Source organism: Novosphingobium decolorationis (assembly GCF_018417475.1).
Lineage (GTDB): Bacteria > Pseudomonadota > Alphaproteobacteria > Sphingomonadales > Sphingomonadaceae > Novosphingobium > Novosphingobium decolorationis.
The window spans coordinates 2,646,933-2,664,020 of the sequence record NZ_CP054856.1; the positions used below are offsets into that span (position 1 = coordinate 2,646,933).

Genomic DNA, 17,088 nt, shown 5'->3' on the forward strand with positions numbered 1-17,088 from the left:
GGCCATGAGCACTCTACTCGTCATCGTCATTGTCGCCCTGATGATCGCAGTCGTGATCAGCCTCGTGCGCGGAATCATCGCGTTCCTGAACAGCACGAAGGAGGACCTCAACCGCGATCCCAACGAAACCGGCCCCTCCAAGAACCAGCAGATGCAGAACCGCATGATGTTCAACCGCATCAAGTACCAGGCCGCCGCGGTCCTGGTCTGCGCGCTGCTTCTGGCCTTCACGCGTTAAGCCCCGCCACCTTTTTTCCAGGAAGCGATCCGACAGGCAGTTGCCCTTCCTTTGGGTGGTGCACGCGCCTTGGCCGCGCACTAGGAACAGCGCCCCCGGCGAGAGAGAACCATGGTCAAGCTCAACAAGATCTACACCCGCACCGGCGATGACGGCACCACCGGCCTTGTCGACGGATCGCGCCTGCCCAAGCACGCGCGCCGCATGGAGGCCATCGGCAGCGTCGACGAGGCCAACAGTGCGATCGGCCTCGCTGTCTGCGCGCTGGCGGCCGAGGATGCGCACGCGGCCAGTCTCACCCGCATCCAGAACGACCTGTTCGACCTTGGCGCGGACCTTGCAACCCCCGGCGAGGACTTCACCCCGGGCGAGATGACCCTGCGCATGGTCGATGCCCAGGTCGACTGGCTGGAAGGCGCCATCGACGCCGTCAACGCCGATCTCCAGCCGCTCACCAGCTTCATCCTGCCTGGGGGCAGCGAAGCGGCGGCCCGCGTCCACATCGCGCGCGCGCGCTGCCGCAGCGCCGAGCGCTGCGCCACCGCGCTGGCGGGGGAGGAGCCGGTCAACCCGGCCGCGCTCGCCTATCTCAACCGCCTGTCCGACTACCTCTTCGTACTCGCCCGTGCGCTGAACGAGAACGGCGCGCGCGACGTATTGTGGGTCCCCGGACAGAATCGGTAAGACGCACAGAGATAATTTCCACAAGGCCCCGGACCTGCGCGTCCCTGTGGCCAGACGTTCGAGAGGGAGCACACAGCGTGCAGACAGTCGGTATCATCGGTGCAGGGATCATGGGCACGGGCATTGCCCAGACCGTCGCGGGCAAGGGCATGGACGTGGTCCTGACCGACGTCAGCCTCGAGGCGGCCGAAAAGGGCAAGGCCAAGATCGGGAAGAGCCTGGCCCGCCTGATCGCCAAGGAAAAGATCACCCAAGGCGATGCCGACGCGCTCCTCGCCCGCATCACGCCCACCGGCGATTACGCAGCGATGGCCGAATGCGACCTCATCATCGAGGCCGCGACCGAGCGCGAGGACATCAAGGCCAAGATCTTCGAGGCAGCGGGCAAGGTACTCAAGGACGGCGCGCTCATGGCCTCCAACACCAGCTCGATCCCGATCACCCGCATGGGGGCAGGCACGATCGACCCGGCCCGCTTCTGCGGCCTGCACTTCTTCAATCCGGTGCCGGTCATGGGCCTGATCGAGGTGATCCCGGGCCTTGCCACCAGCGCGGACACCGTCGCGAAGATGAAGGCCTTTGGCGAGAAGTTGGGCAAGACCGTGGTGCTCGCGGGCGACGAGGCCGGCTTCGTGGTCAACCGCGTGCTGTGCCCGATGCTCAACGAGGCGATCTGCGTGCTGGGCGCGGGCGTTGCCAATGTCGCGGACATCGACGCGGCCATGAAGCTGGGCGCCAACCACCCGATGGGCCCGCTCACGCTCGCCGACTTCATCGGCCTCGACACCCTGCTCGAGATCATGAAGGTCCTCTTCGAGAGCACCGGCGATCCCAAGTACCGCCCGGCCACGCTGCTCCAGAAGTACGTCGAGGCGGGGTGGTATGGCCGCAAGAGCGGTAAGGGGTTTTACGACTATTCGGGCGAGGAGCCGGTTCCCACGCGTTGAAAGAACAAGAGGAATCAAGGGGCCATCGCCCCTTGACCCCATACCGGGTGACCTCGCCTTTCTCGGCCACCCTGGCGCGCGGGCGGTGAGGCCTCAAGTTCGGGGAGCCCGAGGGCGATGGCCCTCGGAATCTTCCTTTTCCCTTCCTCCTTGCCCCGCACGGGGAACGCGACTCGCATCCGCTCCGTTACAGGTGGCAAAGGAGATATCCGATGGCCCAACGTAACGACGATTTCGCCCCCGAGACGGTCAACTCCGAACAGGCCGATGCGCCCATGCAGGCCCAGGAAGTGGCCGAGCAGGCCCTGAACCACTCGACCTCGGTGCTGGGGCTCGAACAGAGCGAGAAGCTCTCCGCCAGCCTTGACGGCGCGAACGCGCAGGACCTGGTCGATCACATGCGCCAGATGGACACGAGCGGCACCATCGACATGTCCGCCTACGCGGGCGAGGAAGCGATGGATGACCTGGAAGACCGCTACGGCCGCGAAAGCGCCCCCGAACCCGATCTGGCATCCGACGGCAGTTGAGGCTAAAGCCTCACGCCAGAAACACGAAAATCAATCGGGAGAGGTGGGCGTTTCCTTCGCCCAAGGGTTCTTATGCTTGCCATGCGTTTTGGCGACAGCTTCCGGCTTGTCGCGCCCCCCGTCTTCGGACGCCGGGACAGTGCAATAGGCGGTCAGCAGCACGCTGGCCGCCCAGAACAGAGCGTGCCAGCGGCTGCGGAAGACGCGAGTGAGGCGCGGACCGAGGAACATCATGGCCCCCTTGTGGGTCTTCCCGGTTAATCCTCGGTTCCCGCCTCGCGCTTGAGATCATAGAGAATTTCCAGCGCGTCGCGCGGGGCAAGCGCGTCGACATCCATGTCGCGCAGCTTTTCGCGCAAGCTGTCGCAGGCCTCTTCGCGAGCTTCTTCGGCGGCGGCGAACAGCGGAAGCTCGCCAAGGCCAGCGGCCAGACCACCCGTTTCCGCGCGGCCCTTTTCGAGCTTTTCGAGCACCGACTTGGCCCGGCTGATGACCTTGGGGGGAACACCCGCAAGGCGCGCGACGGCAAGGCCATAGCTGCGATCCGCCGCGCCTTCGGCCAGTTCGTGCAGGAGCACCAGTTCGCCCTTCCATTCGCGCGCGCGCACATGGTGGAGCGAAAGCGCCTCGCAGGTTTCGGCAAGGCGCGCCATCTCGTGATAGTGGGTCGCGAAAAGGCAGCGGCAGCGGTTGGTCTCGTGGACCGCCTCGGCGACCGCCCAGGCCAGCGCGAGGCCATCGTAAGTGGATGTACCGCGCCCGACCTCGTCCAGAATCACGAAGCTGCGCTCGGTCGCCTGCGAGAGGATCGCGGCGGTCTCGACCATCTCGACCATGAAAGTCGAGCGCCCGCGCGCCAGGTTGTCCGAGGCCCCCACGCGGCTGAACAGGCGGTCCACCAGACCGATCCGCGCGGCGTCCGCCGGCACGAATCCGCCCGCCTGCGCGAGCAGGACGATGAGCGCGTTCTGGCGCAGGAACGTCGACTTACCACCCATGTTGGGCCCGCCGATCAGCCAGAGCCGGTCGTGGCTGGCGAGACGGCAGTCGTTGGCGACGAAACGCTCGTTCTGCGCCTTGAGGGCCGCTTCCACCACCGGATGGCGGCCGCCCTCGATTTCCAGCGAGAGCCCCTCGACCACTTCGGGTCGCGCCCAGCCCCCTTCTGCGGCGCGCTCTGCCTGCCCAGCGGCAACGTCAATGCGCGCGAGCGCGGCCGCGGTGGCCGCGATCACTTGGCGTGCAGCGACGGCCTCCTCGACCAGCGCCTCGAAATGCGCCTCTTCGGCCGCGAGCGCATGGGCGCCCGCCTCGGTGATGCGGCTCGCCTCCTCGTGCAGCGCCAGCGCGTTGAAGCGCATGGCGCCGGCCATCGTCTGGCGGTGGGTAAAGCCGCTCTCGGCCTGCATCAGCGTGTCGGCGTGGCGCGAGGGGACCTCGATGAAGTAGCCCAGCACGTTGTTGTGCTTGATCTTGAGCGCGGTAACGCCCGTATCCTCGCGGTACTTCGCCTCGAGCGCAGCAATCGCCTTGCGCGCGTTGCCCGAGGTGACGCGCAGTTCATCAAGGCTGGCGTCGTAGCCTTCGGCGATGAAGCCGCCCTGCCCGCGTTCGGTCGGCGGCGCGGAGACGAGCGCGCGGGTGAAATGCTCCACCATTGCGCCCCAGCCCGCGACATGGCCGCCCAGTGCGGGGAGCAGGCTGTCGAGCAGCACCGGCAGGTCCGCGCGGCCAGCAAGGCGCCCGCCGATGGAATGCGCTCCGGCCAGACCATCGCGCAGCTGGCCCAGATCGCGCGGCGATCCGCGCCCCGCGACCACGCGGCCCAGCGCACGGCCCACGTCCGGCAGCGCGCGCAGCGCCGCGCGCAGGTCCTCGCGCAGCATCGGGTCCTCATGCAGCCAGCCGACCAGTTCGAGACGTGCCGAAATCTCAGGCCGGTCGGTCAGCGGCGCGGAAAGGTCCTCAGCCAGCTGGCGTGCGCCCGCGCCGGTCACGCAGCGGTCGACCGCGTCGATCAGGCTGCCCTTGCGCGAACCTTGCGCGGATTCGAGGATTTCCAGGCTCGCGCGCGTGGCCTCGTCCATTGCCAGCGTCGCCTCGCCCGAACGCGCCTCGGGCGGAAGCAGCAGGGGCAGCGCACCGCGCCCGACATGGTCGAGATAGGCAATGAGACCACCGGCGGCGGCCAGCATCGGGCGGGTAAAGGCCCCAAAGCCGTCGAGCGTGGAGACCCCGTGGATGCCCTTCAGGCGCTCCTCGCCGCCCTCGGAGGAGAATTCATGGCCCGAACGCCCGATTGCATCCTCGGGCGCCAGCTCCCAGCCGTCCTGCACGACCAGTTCGCGCGCGCCCAGACGTGCAAGGCTTGCAAGAAAGCGATCAGGTGCACATTCCTCAAGCACCATCTGCCCGGTCGAGATATCGCAGGCGGCAAGACCGATCGCGCCGCGCACCTCGCAGGCCGCGGCCAGGACGTTCGCCCGGCGCGGTTCGAGGAGTGCTTCCTCGGTCAGCGTCCCTGCCGTCACGAAGCGCACGATATCGCGCGCGACAAGGGCCTTGGAGCCTCCGCGCTTCTTCGCTTCGGCGGGCGTCTCGGTCTGCTCGGCGATGGCCACGCGGCAGCCCGCCTTGATCAGCCGGGCAAGGTAGCTTTCGGCCGAATGGACCGGCACGCCGCACATCGGGATCGGGGTTCCGTTGTGCTCACCGCGCGTGGTGAGTGCGATATCGAGAACTTGGCTTGCGATTTTTGCATCTTCGAAGAAAAGCTCGAAGAAGTCCCCCATACGGTAGAACAGCAAGCATTCGCCAGCCTCCTCGCGAAGCGCGAGATACTGGGCCATCATGGGTGTTGCGCCGGAACTCATGGCGCTGCGTTAGCCCCGCTCCCCGGGGCTTGTGAAGCGCAAGCCCCTTGCCTTTCCCCTATCGCGTCCCGGATTCTTTCGTTATCGGCCCTCGCTCATCCGGGAGAAATTCATTGTCCGAGAAAAGCAAGGTCCAGTTTACCGAGCGCGAGGCTCTGTTCTACCACCAGACAATCCGTCCGGGTAAGATCGAGATCATCGCCTCCAAGCCGATGGCAACGCAGCGCGACCTGTCGCTCGCCTACTCGCCCGGCGTCGCCGTGCCTGTCCAGGCCATCGCCGACGATCCGCAGAAGGCTTACGACTACACCGCCAAGGGCAACCTGGTCGCGGTCATCTCCAACGGCTCGGCCATCCTGGGCATGGGCAACCTGGGCGCGCTTGCGTCCAAGCCGGTGATGGAAGGCAAGGCGGTCCTGTTCAAGCGCTTCGCCGACGTCGACTCGATCGACATCGAGCTGAACAGCGAGGACCCCGAGGCCCTCATCGAAGCCATCGCGATGATGGAGCCGAGCTTTGGCGGCATCAACCTTGAAGACATCAAGGCGCCCGAGTGCTTCATGATCGAGCAGACCCTGCGCGACCGCATGAACATCCCGGTCATGCACGACGACCAGCACGGCACCGCGATCATCACCGCGGCCGGTCTCATCAACGCCTGCCTCATCACCGGCCGCAAGATCGACGAGATCAAGGTCGTGGTGAACGGCGCGGGCGCGGCGGCGCTCGCCTGCACCTCGCTCATCAAGTCGATGGGCGTGCGCCACGACAACGTCATCATCTGCGACCGTTCGGGCACGATCTACCAGGGTCGCACCGAGCAGATGGACCAGTGGAAGAGCGCGCACGCGGCCAACACCGAAGCGCGCACGCTGGAAGAGGCGCTGGTCGGCGCCGACGTGTTCCTCGGCCTCTCGGCCGCTGGCGCGCTGCCGCCCGAATACGTCAAGAAGATGGCCGACGAGCCGATCATCTTCGCGATGGCCAACCCCGTTCCCGAGATCAATCCCGACGAGGCCAAGGCCGTGCGTCCGGACGCGATCATCGCCACGGGCCGTTCGGACTTCCCGAACCAGGTCAACAACGTGCTGGGCTTCCCCTTCATCTTCCGCGGCGCGCTCGACGTGTCGGCAACCGCGATCAACGAAGAGATGAAGATCGCGGCGGCAACCGCCATCGCCGAACTGGCGCGCGAACAGGTCCACGAGGACGTCGCGGCGGCCTACGGCGGTGCGGTGCAGCAGTTCGGCCGTGACTACATCATCCCCGCGCCCTTCGATCCGCGCCTGATGGAAGTGGTGCCTGCCGCCGTCGCCAAGGCGGCGATGGATTCGGGCGTCGCGCAGCGCCCGATCGAGGACTTCGACGCCTACCGCCTGCAGCTCAAGGGCCGCCTCAACCCGACCACCTCGGTGCTGAGCTCGGTCTACGCGCAGGTCCGCGCGAACCCCAAGCGCGTGATCTTCGCCGAAGCGGACAACGAAGTGGTGCTGCGCGCCGCGATCCAGTACCGCGATTTCGGCTACGGCGAACCGATCCTGGTCGGCCGCACCCAGAACATCCTCGACCTCATGGGCGAGCTGGGCGTGCCCAACCCGGAAAGCTTCCACATCGAGAACTCGATGGTGTCGGACCACGTCGCCCCGATGGTCGAGATGATCTACGCGCGCCTCAAGCGCCGTGGCTATCTGGAACGCGACGTGCAGCGCATGGTCAACACCGACCGCAACACCTTCGCCTCGGGCCTGCTCAAGATGGGCGTGGGCGATGCGATGATCACCGGCATGACGCGTCCCTTCGCGCAGTCGATGAAGAACGTGCGCCGCGTACTCGATCCGGCCCCGGACAAGCTGCCCTTCGGCATGCACATGCTGGTCGGCAAGAACCGCACCGTGTTCCTGGCTGACACCACCATCAACGAGCGTCCGAGCGCCGAGGAACTGGCGATCATCGCCACCGAAGCCGCTTCGGTCGCCAAGCGCATGGGCCATGAGCCGCGCGTTGCGTTCCTCTCCTACTCGACCTTCGGCAACCCGGAAGGCCAGTGGGTCGAGCGCACCCGCGATGCCGTGCACATCCTCGACGAGCGTGACGACGTGCCCTTCGAGTACGAAGGCGAGATGGCCCCCGATGCCGCTCTCAACCCCAAGATCATGGCGCTCTACCCGTTCTGCCGCCTCTCGGCTCCGGCGAACGTCCTGATCATGCCGGGCCTGCAGTCGGCCAACATCTCGGCCAAGCTGCTGCGCGAGATCGGCGGCACGACCTCGATCGGTCCGATCCTGCTGGGCATGGAAAAGCCGGTCCAGATCGTACCGATGACCGCGATCGCGCCCGACGTGCTGACGAGCGCCGTGCTCGCGGCCGCCGGCATCGCTGGCTGAGGTCACAGCAACACCGCCGCACAGGGCCGCCTTCCCGGACGGCCCTGTTCCCGGCGACACCTGACCAAAAGGCCCCGGCAGGACCCTCCTGCCGGGGCCTTTTTGCAACGCCTGGCCTGCGAAGTGCCGTCCGGCGCCCGAACGCGGCCTGATCGGCGCGAATTTCAATTGACCCGCCCCGGGTCCATCCTAAAGGCTGGCTCACGCCGCGCCATGGGGACGCGGACGTGTATTGGAGCTGCGGATCGAAGGAGGTGCCCCCGTGTGGCAGTGGTTTACAGGGAACACGCAGGTCGTCAGCGTCGCTCTCAGCTTTGCCATGCTGATCGTCTGGGTGATCTACCTGCAGCTGCTCCTGGTCCAGTTCCGGGGCACCAAGCGCTCGACGATCCTCATCACCCGCGCGGCGGGCCGGGGCATGCGCAGCCGCTGCCTCGTCACCAACATGAGCAGCCAGCCGCTCTACGTCTCCAGTCTCATCGCGACAGTCCATGTGCGCGGGCGCCAGATCGAACTGGCGCTGACCGACCTGCGCGAACTGCCAGGCGATCTGGGCGAAGACCCGCGCTCGATCATGGGCCAGGGCAGCCTTGCGACCGGCCAGTTCATGAACATCGGCCACTTCGATGACATCGTGCGCACCCTGCTCGACGCCAACGAGGAAACCGACGTGCAGGAAGAGGAGGTCGACCAGTTCGACCTCACCGTGGTCGCGCTCTACGCGCTGGAGGACCTGCCCGTGGGCGCGACGCGCAGCTTCCACTTCGAACGCAACGTGCCCAAGGGCCCGCGCGTCCAGCCGCTCAGCATCGCCACCGACCAGATCCGCCAGCGCCGCCGCCGCCGCGATCTGCTGAACAAGGTGCAGCAGTACCTCTGAGGTACGAAGAGGCAGAAGCAGGAAGACATTTTTCAAGGGGTCATCACCCCTTGACCCCCAAACGGGCGACCTCACCATTTCCAGGCCACGTGGCGCGAGATCCGTGAGGTCGACAGTTTGGGGAGCCCGAGGGCGATGGCCCTCGGAACCATTTTTTTGCTTTTCCGCTCAGCCCTTGCGACGGTAGCGGAAGTACCAGACCTCGTGCTTGTAGACCGCGCGGGCCTTGGCCTCGTAGCGGGTCTCGGGCCAGCCGCCCGGGCGCTTCTGGAAGTCGAGGGGCTTGTCGCAGAGCCATTCGAACTGGTCGGTGTGGCGCTGCATCACCATCAGCGCATGGCGCAGGTAGATGGCGTGGTCGGTGCCGAAGCGGAACTCGCCGCCGGGCTTCAGCTTGGCCGCGAACATGTCCACCGGACCATCGTTCATCATGCGCCGCTTGGCGTGGCGCGCCTTGGGCCAGGGATCGGGGTGCAGCAGGTAGAGGAACGAGAGCGAAGCGTCGGGAATGCGTGCGAGGACTTCCAGCGCATCGCCGTGGTGGATGCGCACGTTGCCCAGGGGCGGATGCGCGCCGTTGTCGCCCGCAACGTGCATCAGCGCCTGCGCGACGCCGTTGATGAAGGGCTCGGCGCCGATGAAACCGTGGCCGGGCAGCATGTCGGCCCGCGCGGCCATGTGCTCGCCGCCGCCAAAGCCGATCTCGAAGTGGAGCGGGCGATCATCGCCAAACAGCCCCTCGGCCGTGATCGGCCCGTCCTCGGGCATCGAAATCTTGGGCAGGAGGTTGTCGACAAGGCCCTGCTGGCCCGCACGCAGGGGCTTGCCCTTGGAGCGGCCGTAGAGGCGGTTGAGAGTCGTGGGATCGCCGGGTTTGTGCGCAGTCATGGGCCGCGGCACTGGCAGGCAAGCGCGTGCGGGTCAATATTGCACGTGGTGGGCGGGGCAGCTTGGCCTCGCTTTCCCGGTGCAGGGCGGATGATAGAAGAGAAGAAGAAGGAAGTCCTGATTCAAGGGGTTATTACCCCTTGACCCCCAAATGGGCGACCTCACCTTTCTCAGGCCATGTGGCGCGATAACCCTGAGGTCGCCAGTTTGGGGAGCCCGAGGGCGATGGCCCTCGGAATCACCTTTCTATCCTTGTCCGCACATGGCTTCGTGCCTTGAATCCACGCAAAGGACGAATTGCACGCACGCCCCGGCCCGGCCATACCTCCCGGATCAGCCCGCGCCGACCGCCTCTCCCAGAACCGGACCTTTCCCCATGCTCTCCGCCATCTTCCTCCTTCTTGCCTGCCAGCTCGTTGGCGAGGCGCTGCACCGGATCACCGGGCTTGCGCTTCCCGGTTCGGTCATCGGCATGGTGCTGCTGCTGGGATGGCTGGCGCTGGTGCGGCGCGAGCGGCCGACGCTGGGCGCGGTCAGTGGCTGGCTGACCGCGCATCTCTCGATCATGTTCGTGCCCGCCGCGGTCGGCCTCATGCAGGAAGGTCCTGCGCTTGCCCGCTATGGGCTGGGGCTCGCGCTCGCGACCGGGGTCTCGACCGTGCTGACCATCGTCGTCACCGCGCTGGTGTTCCGTTGGGCGCTTCGCCGCTTCACCCCGGACGAAGTCGGCAAGCGCCCCGTGCAGCTTGCGGAGCCCGGCGCATGAGCGCTCTCGCCGGTCTTCTCGCTACCCCGCTCCTGTGGTTGGCGGCGACACTGGGCGTCTTCGAGATCTTTGAGCGCCTTTCCCAGCGCTCGGGGCGTCATCCGCTGTGCCACCCGGTGCTCTGGACCACGCCGGTGCTGATCGCGCTGCTCTGGGCCACGGGGACACCCTATGCCGACTACCAGGCCGACACCTTCCTCCTCAGCTTCCTGCTCGGCCCGGCCGTGGTCGGTCTCGCCGTCCCGATCTGGGCGCAGCGCGAGCGCATCAAGCGGCTTGCCGTGCCGATTGTTCTGTCGCTCGCGGCAGGTGCGGTCACCTCGATCGTCAGCGCGGTCGGGATTCTCTCCCTCTTCGGGGCGCCTGCCGACATTCTCGCCTCGATTGCTCCACGCGCGACGACGACGCCGGTGGCGATGGCCATCGCCCAGCAGCTGGGCGGCGTGCCCGCGCTGGCCGCCTGCATCGTCCTGTTCGCCGGGATCGTGGGGGCGATGGTGGCCACCCCGCTCCTCAACGCAATGAAGTTCGACGACTATCGCCCGCGCGGCTTTGCCCTTGGCGTTTCCGCGCACGGGTTCGGAGCCGCACGCGCATTCCAGGTCAGCGAGACAGCAGGCGCCTTTGCGAGCCTGGGCATGGCGCTCAACGCGGTGATGACGGCGGCCCTGCTCTCGCTCCTCGCCGCGCTGCTCTGATCCTCCCCGAATCGCGAAAAGCGCGAATCGAAACGGCCGGCAATTCCCTCAAGGAACGCCGGCCGTTTCGATTCGGTCAGATCAGGATGCGGGTGCGCTCAGGCGACTTCCTGCATCTCGTCCGGATCGCGCAGGACATAGCCACGGCCCCAGACGGTCTCGATGTAGTTGGCCCCACCGCAGGCATGGCTGAGCTTCTTGCGCAGCTTGCAGATGAAGACGTCGATGATCTTCAGCTCGGGCTCGTCCATGCCACCATAGAGGTGGTTCAGGAACATTTCCTTGGTCAGCGTGGTGCCCTTGCGCAGGCTGAGCAGCTCCAGCATCGCGTATTCCTTGCCGGTCAGATGCACCCGCGCGCCATCGACCTCGACGGTCTTGGCATCGAGGTTGACGACCAGCTTGCCGGTGCGGATGACCGACTGCGAGTGCCCCTTGGAACGGCGCACAACCGCATGAATACGCGCGATAAGTTCTTCGCGGTGGAACGGCTTGGTGACGTAGTCGTCAGCGCCGAAGCCGAACGAGCGGACCTTGGAATCCATTTCCGAGATGCCCGACAGGATGAGGACCGGGGTCTGCACCTTGGCCACGCGCAGCTTCTTGAGCACGTCGTACCCGTGCATGTCGGGCAGATTGAGGTCGAGCAGTATGATGTCGTAGTCGTACAGCTTGCCCAGATCGAGGCCTTCCTCGCCCAGGTCGGTCGAGTAGATATTGAACCCCTCGGCCGTGAGCATCAGCTCGATCGCACGCGCAGTGGTGGGTTCGTCCTCGATCAACAGAACTCGCATTGGGTGATCCCCTTGTTGCCCTTATGTGCCGACCCTATCGGCTCCCGGTGTAGACTGCGGTAACCGCTTCGCAACGGACCTTGCCGAGAATTAACCATAGGTGGGATGAAGGTTAAAGGTTAATTTGCCGTAAATGCGGACGCGAAGTGCAGACTATGGAAAGATTCTTAGTCGTGCCACCGCACATCCCCACGGTAACCAAAACGGCGAAGTGCCCTTCAGGTTAAGGGGCGCACCTTCATTTTCCTTTCCACGCGAGCACGGGGCTTCGCGCGGTCGGCCTTCACCTGTGACGTACCGACCCGCCCAAGATAGCTCCACAGGCCGCACTGCAGGCCGATCACCATCAGGATGAAGGGCTGGAAAGCGATGCCCACGAACAGGGAGCCGACGAGGTAGGACACCTGCGAGAGCTGGAGCGCATTGGCAAGCGGGGCCACCCAGGCCTCCTCCGGCGCGCTCCGCTTGCGGTAGCGGCGGCGCAGCGCCTCCATCTGCCACAGCCCCGAAGCCTGGAGCAGCAGCCACAGGAACAGGCCGGGATAGCCCTGTTCGCCCAGCATCTCGAAGTAGCTGGAGTGGTAGGCGCGGCCTGTCTCGACGACATGCTCGCGGCGCACGGTCGTCACGTCTCCACTCGTGTCATGCACGACCGTGTCGTATTCGACCCGGCTCGCGAGGTAGGCCTCGAAACCACCGCCCAGCGGGTTCTCCCGTACGTAGTCCCAGGTCCACTTCCAGACCCCCAGCCGCGTGCCTGCCGACTGGTCGGCCTCGTGGTTCTCGATCGTGTTCATGCGCGCGACGAAGGACTGGGGCAGGAAGGGAATCGCGGCAAAGGCGACCAGCGTCATGCCCGCCAGGATCAGGACCCGGTGGCGCGCGGTGCGCAGGTAGAGGATGCATAGGGCCGCAAGGCAGACGAGGCCGGTGCGCGCCTGCGTGCCCACAGGGATCAGGCAGCACGCGAAGATGAGCGCCACCGCGAAAGTCCAGGCCCGCCAGTCGGAGGGAAAGATCGTCGAATGTCGCGCCAGCCACAGGATGATCGGGATGATCGCGATGGCCACGCACGAGAGGATCGAGCCTTCATAGAGGCCCGTGTTGTTCTCCACGAAGATGCGCAAGGTGCCATAGCCGCCACCGCCCAGCGCGGTCTTGATCCCCCCATCGATGATGAGCGCGCTGGCCGCCAGCACCATCACCAGTGCGGCGGCCTCGATGCGCAGGCGCGTGCGCAGGGTGAGCGGGAGGAAGATCGCAAAGACCAGCGCCTTCCACACCCAGCTCCATTTCTCGAGCGCGGGCAGCGGATAGTCCGCGCGCAGCGTGGTCATCGCGCAGTAGGTGAGCAGCGCCAGCATCACCCCCTGACGCCAGGTGAAGCGCGTCCCCTCCTTCCCGTCGAGCGCCAGCCAGCCGCCAAAGGCCGCAACGAAGGCAATCAGCGAAGTGGGGATGACCGAGAGGAACCCCCAGGAAATGATCTGGGGCGCAACGATGTCGATGTAGAGATAGCACAGCACCCACAGGAACGGGCGGCGCAGCCCGGCCAGCAGAAGCGCGACAAAGAAGCCGGTGAAGGCGAGGTTAAGCACCGGGCGCTCCCGGGCGCGGCGCGCGCGCATCCTCTTCGGACTGCGGCTCGGTAGCGGCGCCGGGAACGCGCATCCCCTGCCCACCCGGGGCACGACGCGGCGCTGGGGGTTCGCCCTCGCGGTCGAGATCGGGCCGCTGCAACAGGCGCCACACGGCCAGCGCGATCAGGCCGTGGGAGAGGGCAAGGGCAAAGATGTCGACCATCGCAAAACCTGCTAAGGCGCCCGGGTTGACGCCGCGTTAAGCGTTGTCCTGTAGCAAACGAGCGCCATGAGCACACGCCCGCCCCGCATCCTGCACGTGCTGGACCATTCGCTGCCCCTGCAAAGCGGCTACACCTTCCGCACCCGTGCGATCCTGAAGGCACAGCAGGCGATGGGCTACGAGGTGCGCGGCGTCACGGGGCTGCGCCACAAGGCCGGAGACACCCCAGGTGACACGGCGCCTGAAGAGGCCGATGGCCTGCTCTTCCACCGCACCCCCGGGACCGCCAAGGGCCCGCCGGTCTGGCGCGAGGCGCGCGAAATCGCCCGCTTCCACACCGGGATCGAGGCCGCGATCGCGGCCTGGCGCCCGGACATCCTCCACGCCCATTCGCCCGCGCTGTGCGGCGCCGCGGCGCTGCGGGCCGCCCGGCGCCACGCGCTCCCCCTCGTCTACGAGATCCGGGCCTTCTGGGAAGACGCCGCGGTAGGCAACGGCACGGGTCGCGAAGGCTCGATCAAGTACCGGCTGACCCGCGGCCTTGAAAACCATGTTGTTGCCCGCGCCGATGCAGTGGTGACGATCTGCGAGGGCCTGCGCGCTGATCTTGCCGGGCGCGGCGTGCCCGCCGACAAGATCACGGTCATGCCCAACGGCGTGGATCTCGACCTCTTCGGGACGCCTGCGCCGCGCGACGAGGCACTGGCCCGGACGCTTGGCTTCCAGCGCGCGGACGGGCGGCCATGCCCCGTCATCGGTTTCATCGGCAGCTTCTACGATTACGAGGGGCTCGACGACCTCATCGCGGCCATGCCCGCCCTGCTCGCCCGAGAGCCCGACGCACGCCTCCTGCTGGTCGGCGGGGGCCCGCGTGCCGAGGCGCTTGGCGCGCAGGCCAAAGAGTCTCCGGCCGCGCACGCAATCCGCTTCGTGGGGCGCGTTCCCCACGCCGAGGTCGAACGCTACTACGCGCTGTGCGATGTCATGGCCTACCCCCGCAAGCGCAGCCGGCTCACCGACCTCGTCACCCCGCTCAAGCCGCTGGAAGCGATGGCCCAAGGCAAGATCGTCGCGGCCAGTGACGTGGGCGGACATCGCGAACTGGTCACCCATGGCGAGACCGGCGTGCTCTTCGCGCCCGATGATCCACAGGATCTGGCGCGCGCGCTTGCCGAACTGCTCGGCGCGCGCGATAGTTGGGAACGCCTTCGCACCGCGGGCATTGCCCATGTGCGCCGCGCGCACGACTGGTCCGCCAATGCCAGGCGTTATCAAGACGTTTACCAAATGCTGTCACCAGTGGTGGCGCAACATGGGCACTAGAACGCGATCGGTTCCGCGATTCCCGGCCCGATAATCACTCCTGGGGGTGTGCGACGTGGCCGATAAGATGCGCAAGACCAAAGGCGGAAAGCCGCCGATCAGCCAGCATCCGATCTTCCCCGCCATCATCGCGCTGTGGTGCGGCGCGCTGGCGGGGCTGTGCAGCATCGCGCTGCGCCCCGCCGTGGTCGAGCAGGCGATTCTCGCCACCGGCCTCGACACGCTCGTACCCATGGCCGCGCCGCCGCTGGGGGCCACCTTCCGCATCGCGCTTGCCCTTGCCATGACCGGGCTCGGCGCCCTTCTTGGCGGATTCCTGGCCCTGCGCATCGTGCGCCCGCGCCCGTCTGCCCGCGCCCATGCCCGCGCCCACGTGGATCGCACCGAAATGGCTCGGGACGAAGCCCCCGCCAGCACACGCGCGCCTGCGGGCCGTCGTCGGGCACTGGCCAACATGGAACTGGAAACCGCGAGCGCCCAGGAAGCGAGTGCAGAGACCGCCGAGGCCTTGGAAAATAGCGCGCCCGAGGCTCCCAAGGCCCCCGCGCAGTTCGAGACGATCGTTGCGCCTGCATCTGCCGCAGCGCCCCTTGAAGAAACCGGACGTGGCGAAATCGCCGAAGGCATCCTCGACATGCGCGAGTTTGATCTCGAGGCCTATCTCGACAATGCACAGGCCCCCGCTGCCGAGCCGGACGTGATGCCCGCCCCCCGCGAAGCCGAAGCTGAAGCCCCAGCCGCGACCGCTGTCGCCCCGGATGCGCCTGTTGCCCTGGAGTCCAGCGTGTCCCCGTCGCGCCCCATCCCGCCCGAGGCGCAGGTCTTCCGGACAGGCACCCCGTCCGCCTCTGCGCCCGAGGCCGACGTACCGGCAGCCCCCGGCCAGCGCCTGTTCGACGCCTATTCGCAAGCTATCGCCGCAAGGACCGCGGCCCCTGGCTTCTCGCTGCTCCCGCACAAGGATGAGGAAATCGACGAAGGCACAGAGACTTTGGACGAGATTCCGACCGTGTCCGAGGCCGTCGCAACGGACGAACTGCGCAGCGCCCAGACCGCTCCGGCCCAAGCGCCCGATGTGCTGCCCTTCGCCGCAGCCGCCATGGCCGAATTCACCGCAGGCGCAGGCCCGCGCAGCGGCGCCGAGCGCATCGCCGCGCGCGAACTCGATGAACTCTCGCCGATCGAGCTGCTCGAGCGCCTCGCCCTGGCGATGACGCGCCGCCGCGAGACCGAGGCGCTGGACCCGGCCCCGGAGACATCGGACGAACCGACCCCGGCGCCGTCCACGAGCGGCCCCGCCATCCCGGAGCCCTATTCGCCGGAAGCCGCCACCGAGGCACCGCCACTACCGACGCCATCGGCCGCAGAGGAGGCAACACGCCCGCAGGTCGAAGCGCCCGAACCGGCCCCGGTCGCACTGGCCCGCGGCCCCTTCGCCGCGCCGAACTCCGAGGCCACCCGCGAGCCTGCCACGCACGAGGCGGCACAGACGACTCCCGAAGAGGCGTCCGCCGCAAAGCCGGGCCTGCCCGCCGCCATGCGCGGGATCGACTTCGATGCCTTCGAGGACGAGGACGACGAGGCGCTGCCTGACTACATCCCGGCCCGCCACATCCGCGCACCTGCGCCCCCGTCTGCACCGGCCCCGTTCGCGGCGCCCGCCGGTCTTGCCCCCGCAGAGCCCGAGGAAAACGACGCCGAAGAAGAAAGCGTGCTTGAACAGGGCTACTCCTCGCTGCTGGGCCTGTCGCGCCCGAGCGAAGCTGCGCCGTCCTTCGTGCGCGTCGAGGAACCCGACGACCACGACGAGATCGAACCGGTCGTGATCTTCCCGGGCGAAGAGGCGCGCAGCCAGACCGCCCGCGCATCGAGCGAGGCTCCGCGTCCCTTCGATGCGGCCCCAGCCGGAGGGTCCGAACCCCTGGCCTTCCCGCGTCAAATGCAGGCCGATGCCTCCCTCGCGCAGTCCCGCCCCTTCGATGCCCCCGCGCGCGAAGACGCAGAAGAGACCGAGAAGGCCCTGCGCGCGGCCCTCGCCACGCTCCAGCGGATGAGCGGCGCCGCCTGATCGCTGGAGGGGCAGCGGAGGCAATCGCCTGCCTTCTGTTCCCCGAAGCGGGTTCCGCTCCGCGGACACTTGTATCACCAAACCATTGCGACAGTTCTCAAACGCTGATTCTTGATAACAAAATGGCCTAAAATCGGCGTCAATTGGAATTTTTCATCCGTCGAGGCCCGAAGTCGGTTGCAAAACCGCCCCTCAATCTGCATGGGGACCGT

Annotated in this window: 16 protein-coding genes; 10 read left to right on the top strand and 6 right to left on the bottom strand. The window is 66.9% G+C overall.

Features of this window, described 5'->3' with window-relative positions; all coding sequences use genetic code 11:
* Positions 1-4: 4 nt before the first annotated feature.
* From HT578_RS12330 to HT578_RS12345, 4 genes are all read left to right on the top strand, one after another.
* Positions 5-238 carry an HIG1 domain-containing protein gene (locus HT578_RS12330; RefSeq protein ID WP_039390087.1) on the top strand — a complete coding sequence of 78 codons (234 nt, stop codon included), beginning with the start codon at positions 5-7 and terminating at the stop codon, positions 236-238.
* A 111-nt stretch (positions 239-349) separates the two neighbouring features.
* A complete protein-coding gene (locus tag HT578_RS12335) occupies positions 350-922 on the top strand; it encodes a cob(I)yrinic acid a,c-diamide adenosyltransferase (protein ID WP_213499777.1) in 573 nt (190 codons plus the stop codon).
* A 77-nt stretch (positions 923-999) separates the two neighbouring features.
* Complete coding sequence (locus HT578_RS12340; RefSeq protein ID WP_213499779.1) at positions 1,000-1,869, top strand: 3-hydroxyacyl-CoA dehydrogenase family protein; 870 nt, start codon at positions 1,000-1,002, stop codon at positions 1,867-1,869.
* Between the two features lie 212 nt (positions 1,870-2,081).
* Entirely contained in the window at positions 2,082-2,399 is a 318-nt protein-coding gene (locus tag HT578_RS12345) for a hypothetical protein (protein WP_213499781.1), read from the top strand.
* 30 nt (positions 2,400-2,429) lie between these two features.
* Here HT578_RS12345 and HT578_RS12350 read toward each other — a convergent pair whose 3' ends face one another.
* Together HT578_RS12350 and mutS are read right to left on the bottom strand one after the other, a co-directional pair.
* Entirely contained in the window at positions 2,430-2,633 is a 204-nt protein-coding gene (locus HT578_RS12350) for a hypothetical protein (protein WP_239026270.1), read from the bottom strand.
* A 23-nt stretch (positions 2,634-2,656) separates the two neighbouring features.
* The gene (mutS, locus tag HT578_RS12355) at positions 2,657-5,272 is read right to left on the bottom strand and encodes a DNA mismatch repair protein MutS (RefSeq protein ID WP_213499783.1); all 2,616 of its coding nucleotides are present in this window, start codon (positions 5,270-5,272) and stop codon (positions 2,657-2,659) included.
* 113 nt (positions 5,273-5,385) lie between these two features.
* Between mutS and HT578_RS12360 the strand changes: the two genes are divergently transcribed.
* Positions 5,386-7,656 (top strand): NADP-dependent malic enzyme, encoded by a 2,271-nt coding sequence (locus HT578_RS12360; protein ID WP_213499784.1) that lies wholly within the window; start codon positions 5,386-5,388, stop codon positions 7,654-7,656.
* Positions 7,657-7,918: 262 nt separating this feature from the next.
* The gene (locus HT578_RS12365) at positions 7,919-8,536 is read left to right on the top strand and encodes a hypothetical protein (protein WP_052322114.1); all 618 of its coding nucleotides are present in this window, start codon (positions 7,919-7,921) and stop codon (positions 8,534-8,536) included.
* A 168-nt stretch (positions 8,537-8,704) separates the two neighbouring features.
* Here the strand turns inward: HT578_RS12365 and trmB are convergent, their stop codons facing one another.
* Complete coding sequence (gene trmB, locus HT578_RS12370; protein ID WP_213499786.1) at positions 8,705-9,424, bottom strand: tRNA (guanine(46)-N(7))-methyltransferase TrmB; 720 nt, start codon at positions 9,422-9,424, stop codon at positions 8,705-8,707.
* 376 nt (positions 9,425-9,800) lie between these two features.
* Here trmB and HT578_RS12375 point away from each other — a divergent pair, with 376 nt between their 5' ends.
* Positions 9,801-10,190 (top strand): CidA/LrgA family protein, encoded by a 390-nt coding sequence (locus tag HT578_RS12375; protein ID WP_213499788.1) that lies wholly within the window; start codon positions 9,801-9,803, stop codon positions 10,188-10,190.
* Positions 10,187-10,888: an LrgB family protein gene (locus HT578_RS12380; protein WP_213499790.1), complete on the top strand. Its 702-nt coding sequence runs from the start codon at positions 10,187-10,189 to the stop codon at positions 10,886-10,888. Before HT578_RS12375 ends, HT578_RS12380 begins: the two co-directional genes overlap by 4 nt.
* 98 nt (positions 10,889-10,986) lie before the next feature.
* On the opposite strand, the gene ctrA is transcribed toward HT578_RS12380, so the two are convergent.
* The 3 genes from ctrA to HT578_RS12395 all read right to left on the bottom strand — a co-directional run bounded on the left by ctrA (position 10,987) and on the right by HT578_RS12395 (position 13,485).
* Positions 10,987-11,682, bottom strand: a complete 696-nt coding sequence (ctrA, locus tag HT578_RS12385; protein ID WP_039390074.1) for a response regulator transcription factor CtrA — start codon at positions 11,680-11,682, stop codon at positions 10,987-10,989.
* A 218-nt stretch (positions 11,683-11,900) separates the two neighbouring features.
* Positions 11,901-13,280 carry a putative O-glycosylation ligase, exosortase A system-associated gene (locus tag HT578_RS12390; RefSeq protein WP_239026271.1) on the bottom strand — a complete coding sequence of 460 codons (1,380 nt, stop codon included), beginning with the start codon at positions 13,278-13,280 and terminating at the stop codon, positions 11,901-11,903.
* A complete protein-coding gene (locus HT578_RS12395) occupies positions 13,273-13,485 on the bottom strand; it encodes a hypothetical protein (RefSeq protein ID WP_039390072.1) in 213 nt (70 codons plus the stop codon). Before HT578_RS12395 ends, HT578_RS12390 begins: the two co-directional genes overlap by 8 nt.
* Positions 13,486-13,551: 66 nt before the next feature.
* Here HT578_RS12395 and HT578_RS12400 point away from each other — a divergent pair, with 66 nt between their 5' ends.
* Positions 13,552-14,808, top strand: a complete 1,257-nt coding sequence (locus tag HT578_RS12400) for a TIGR04063 family PEP-CTERM/XrtA system glycosyltransferase (protein ID WP_213499794.1) — start codon at positions 13,552-13,554, stop codon at positions 14,806-14,808.
* A gap of 55 nt (positions 14,809-14,863) precedes the next feature.
* Positions 14,864-16,876 (top strand): hypothetical protein, encoded by a 2,013-nt coding sequence (locus tag HT578_RS12405; RefSeq protein ID WP_213499796.1) that lies wholly within the window; start codon positions 14,864-14,866, stop codon positions 16,874-16,876.
* Positions 16,877-17,088: the final 212 nt, after the last annotated feature.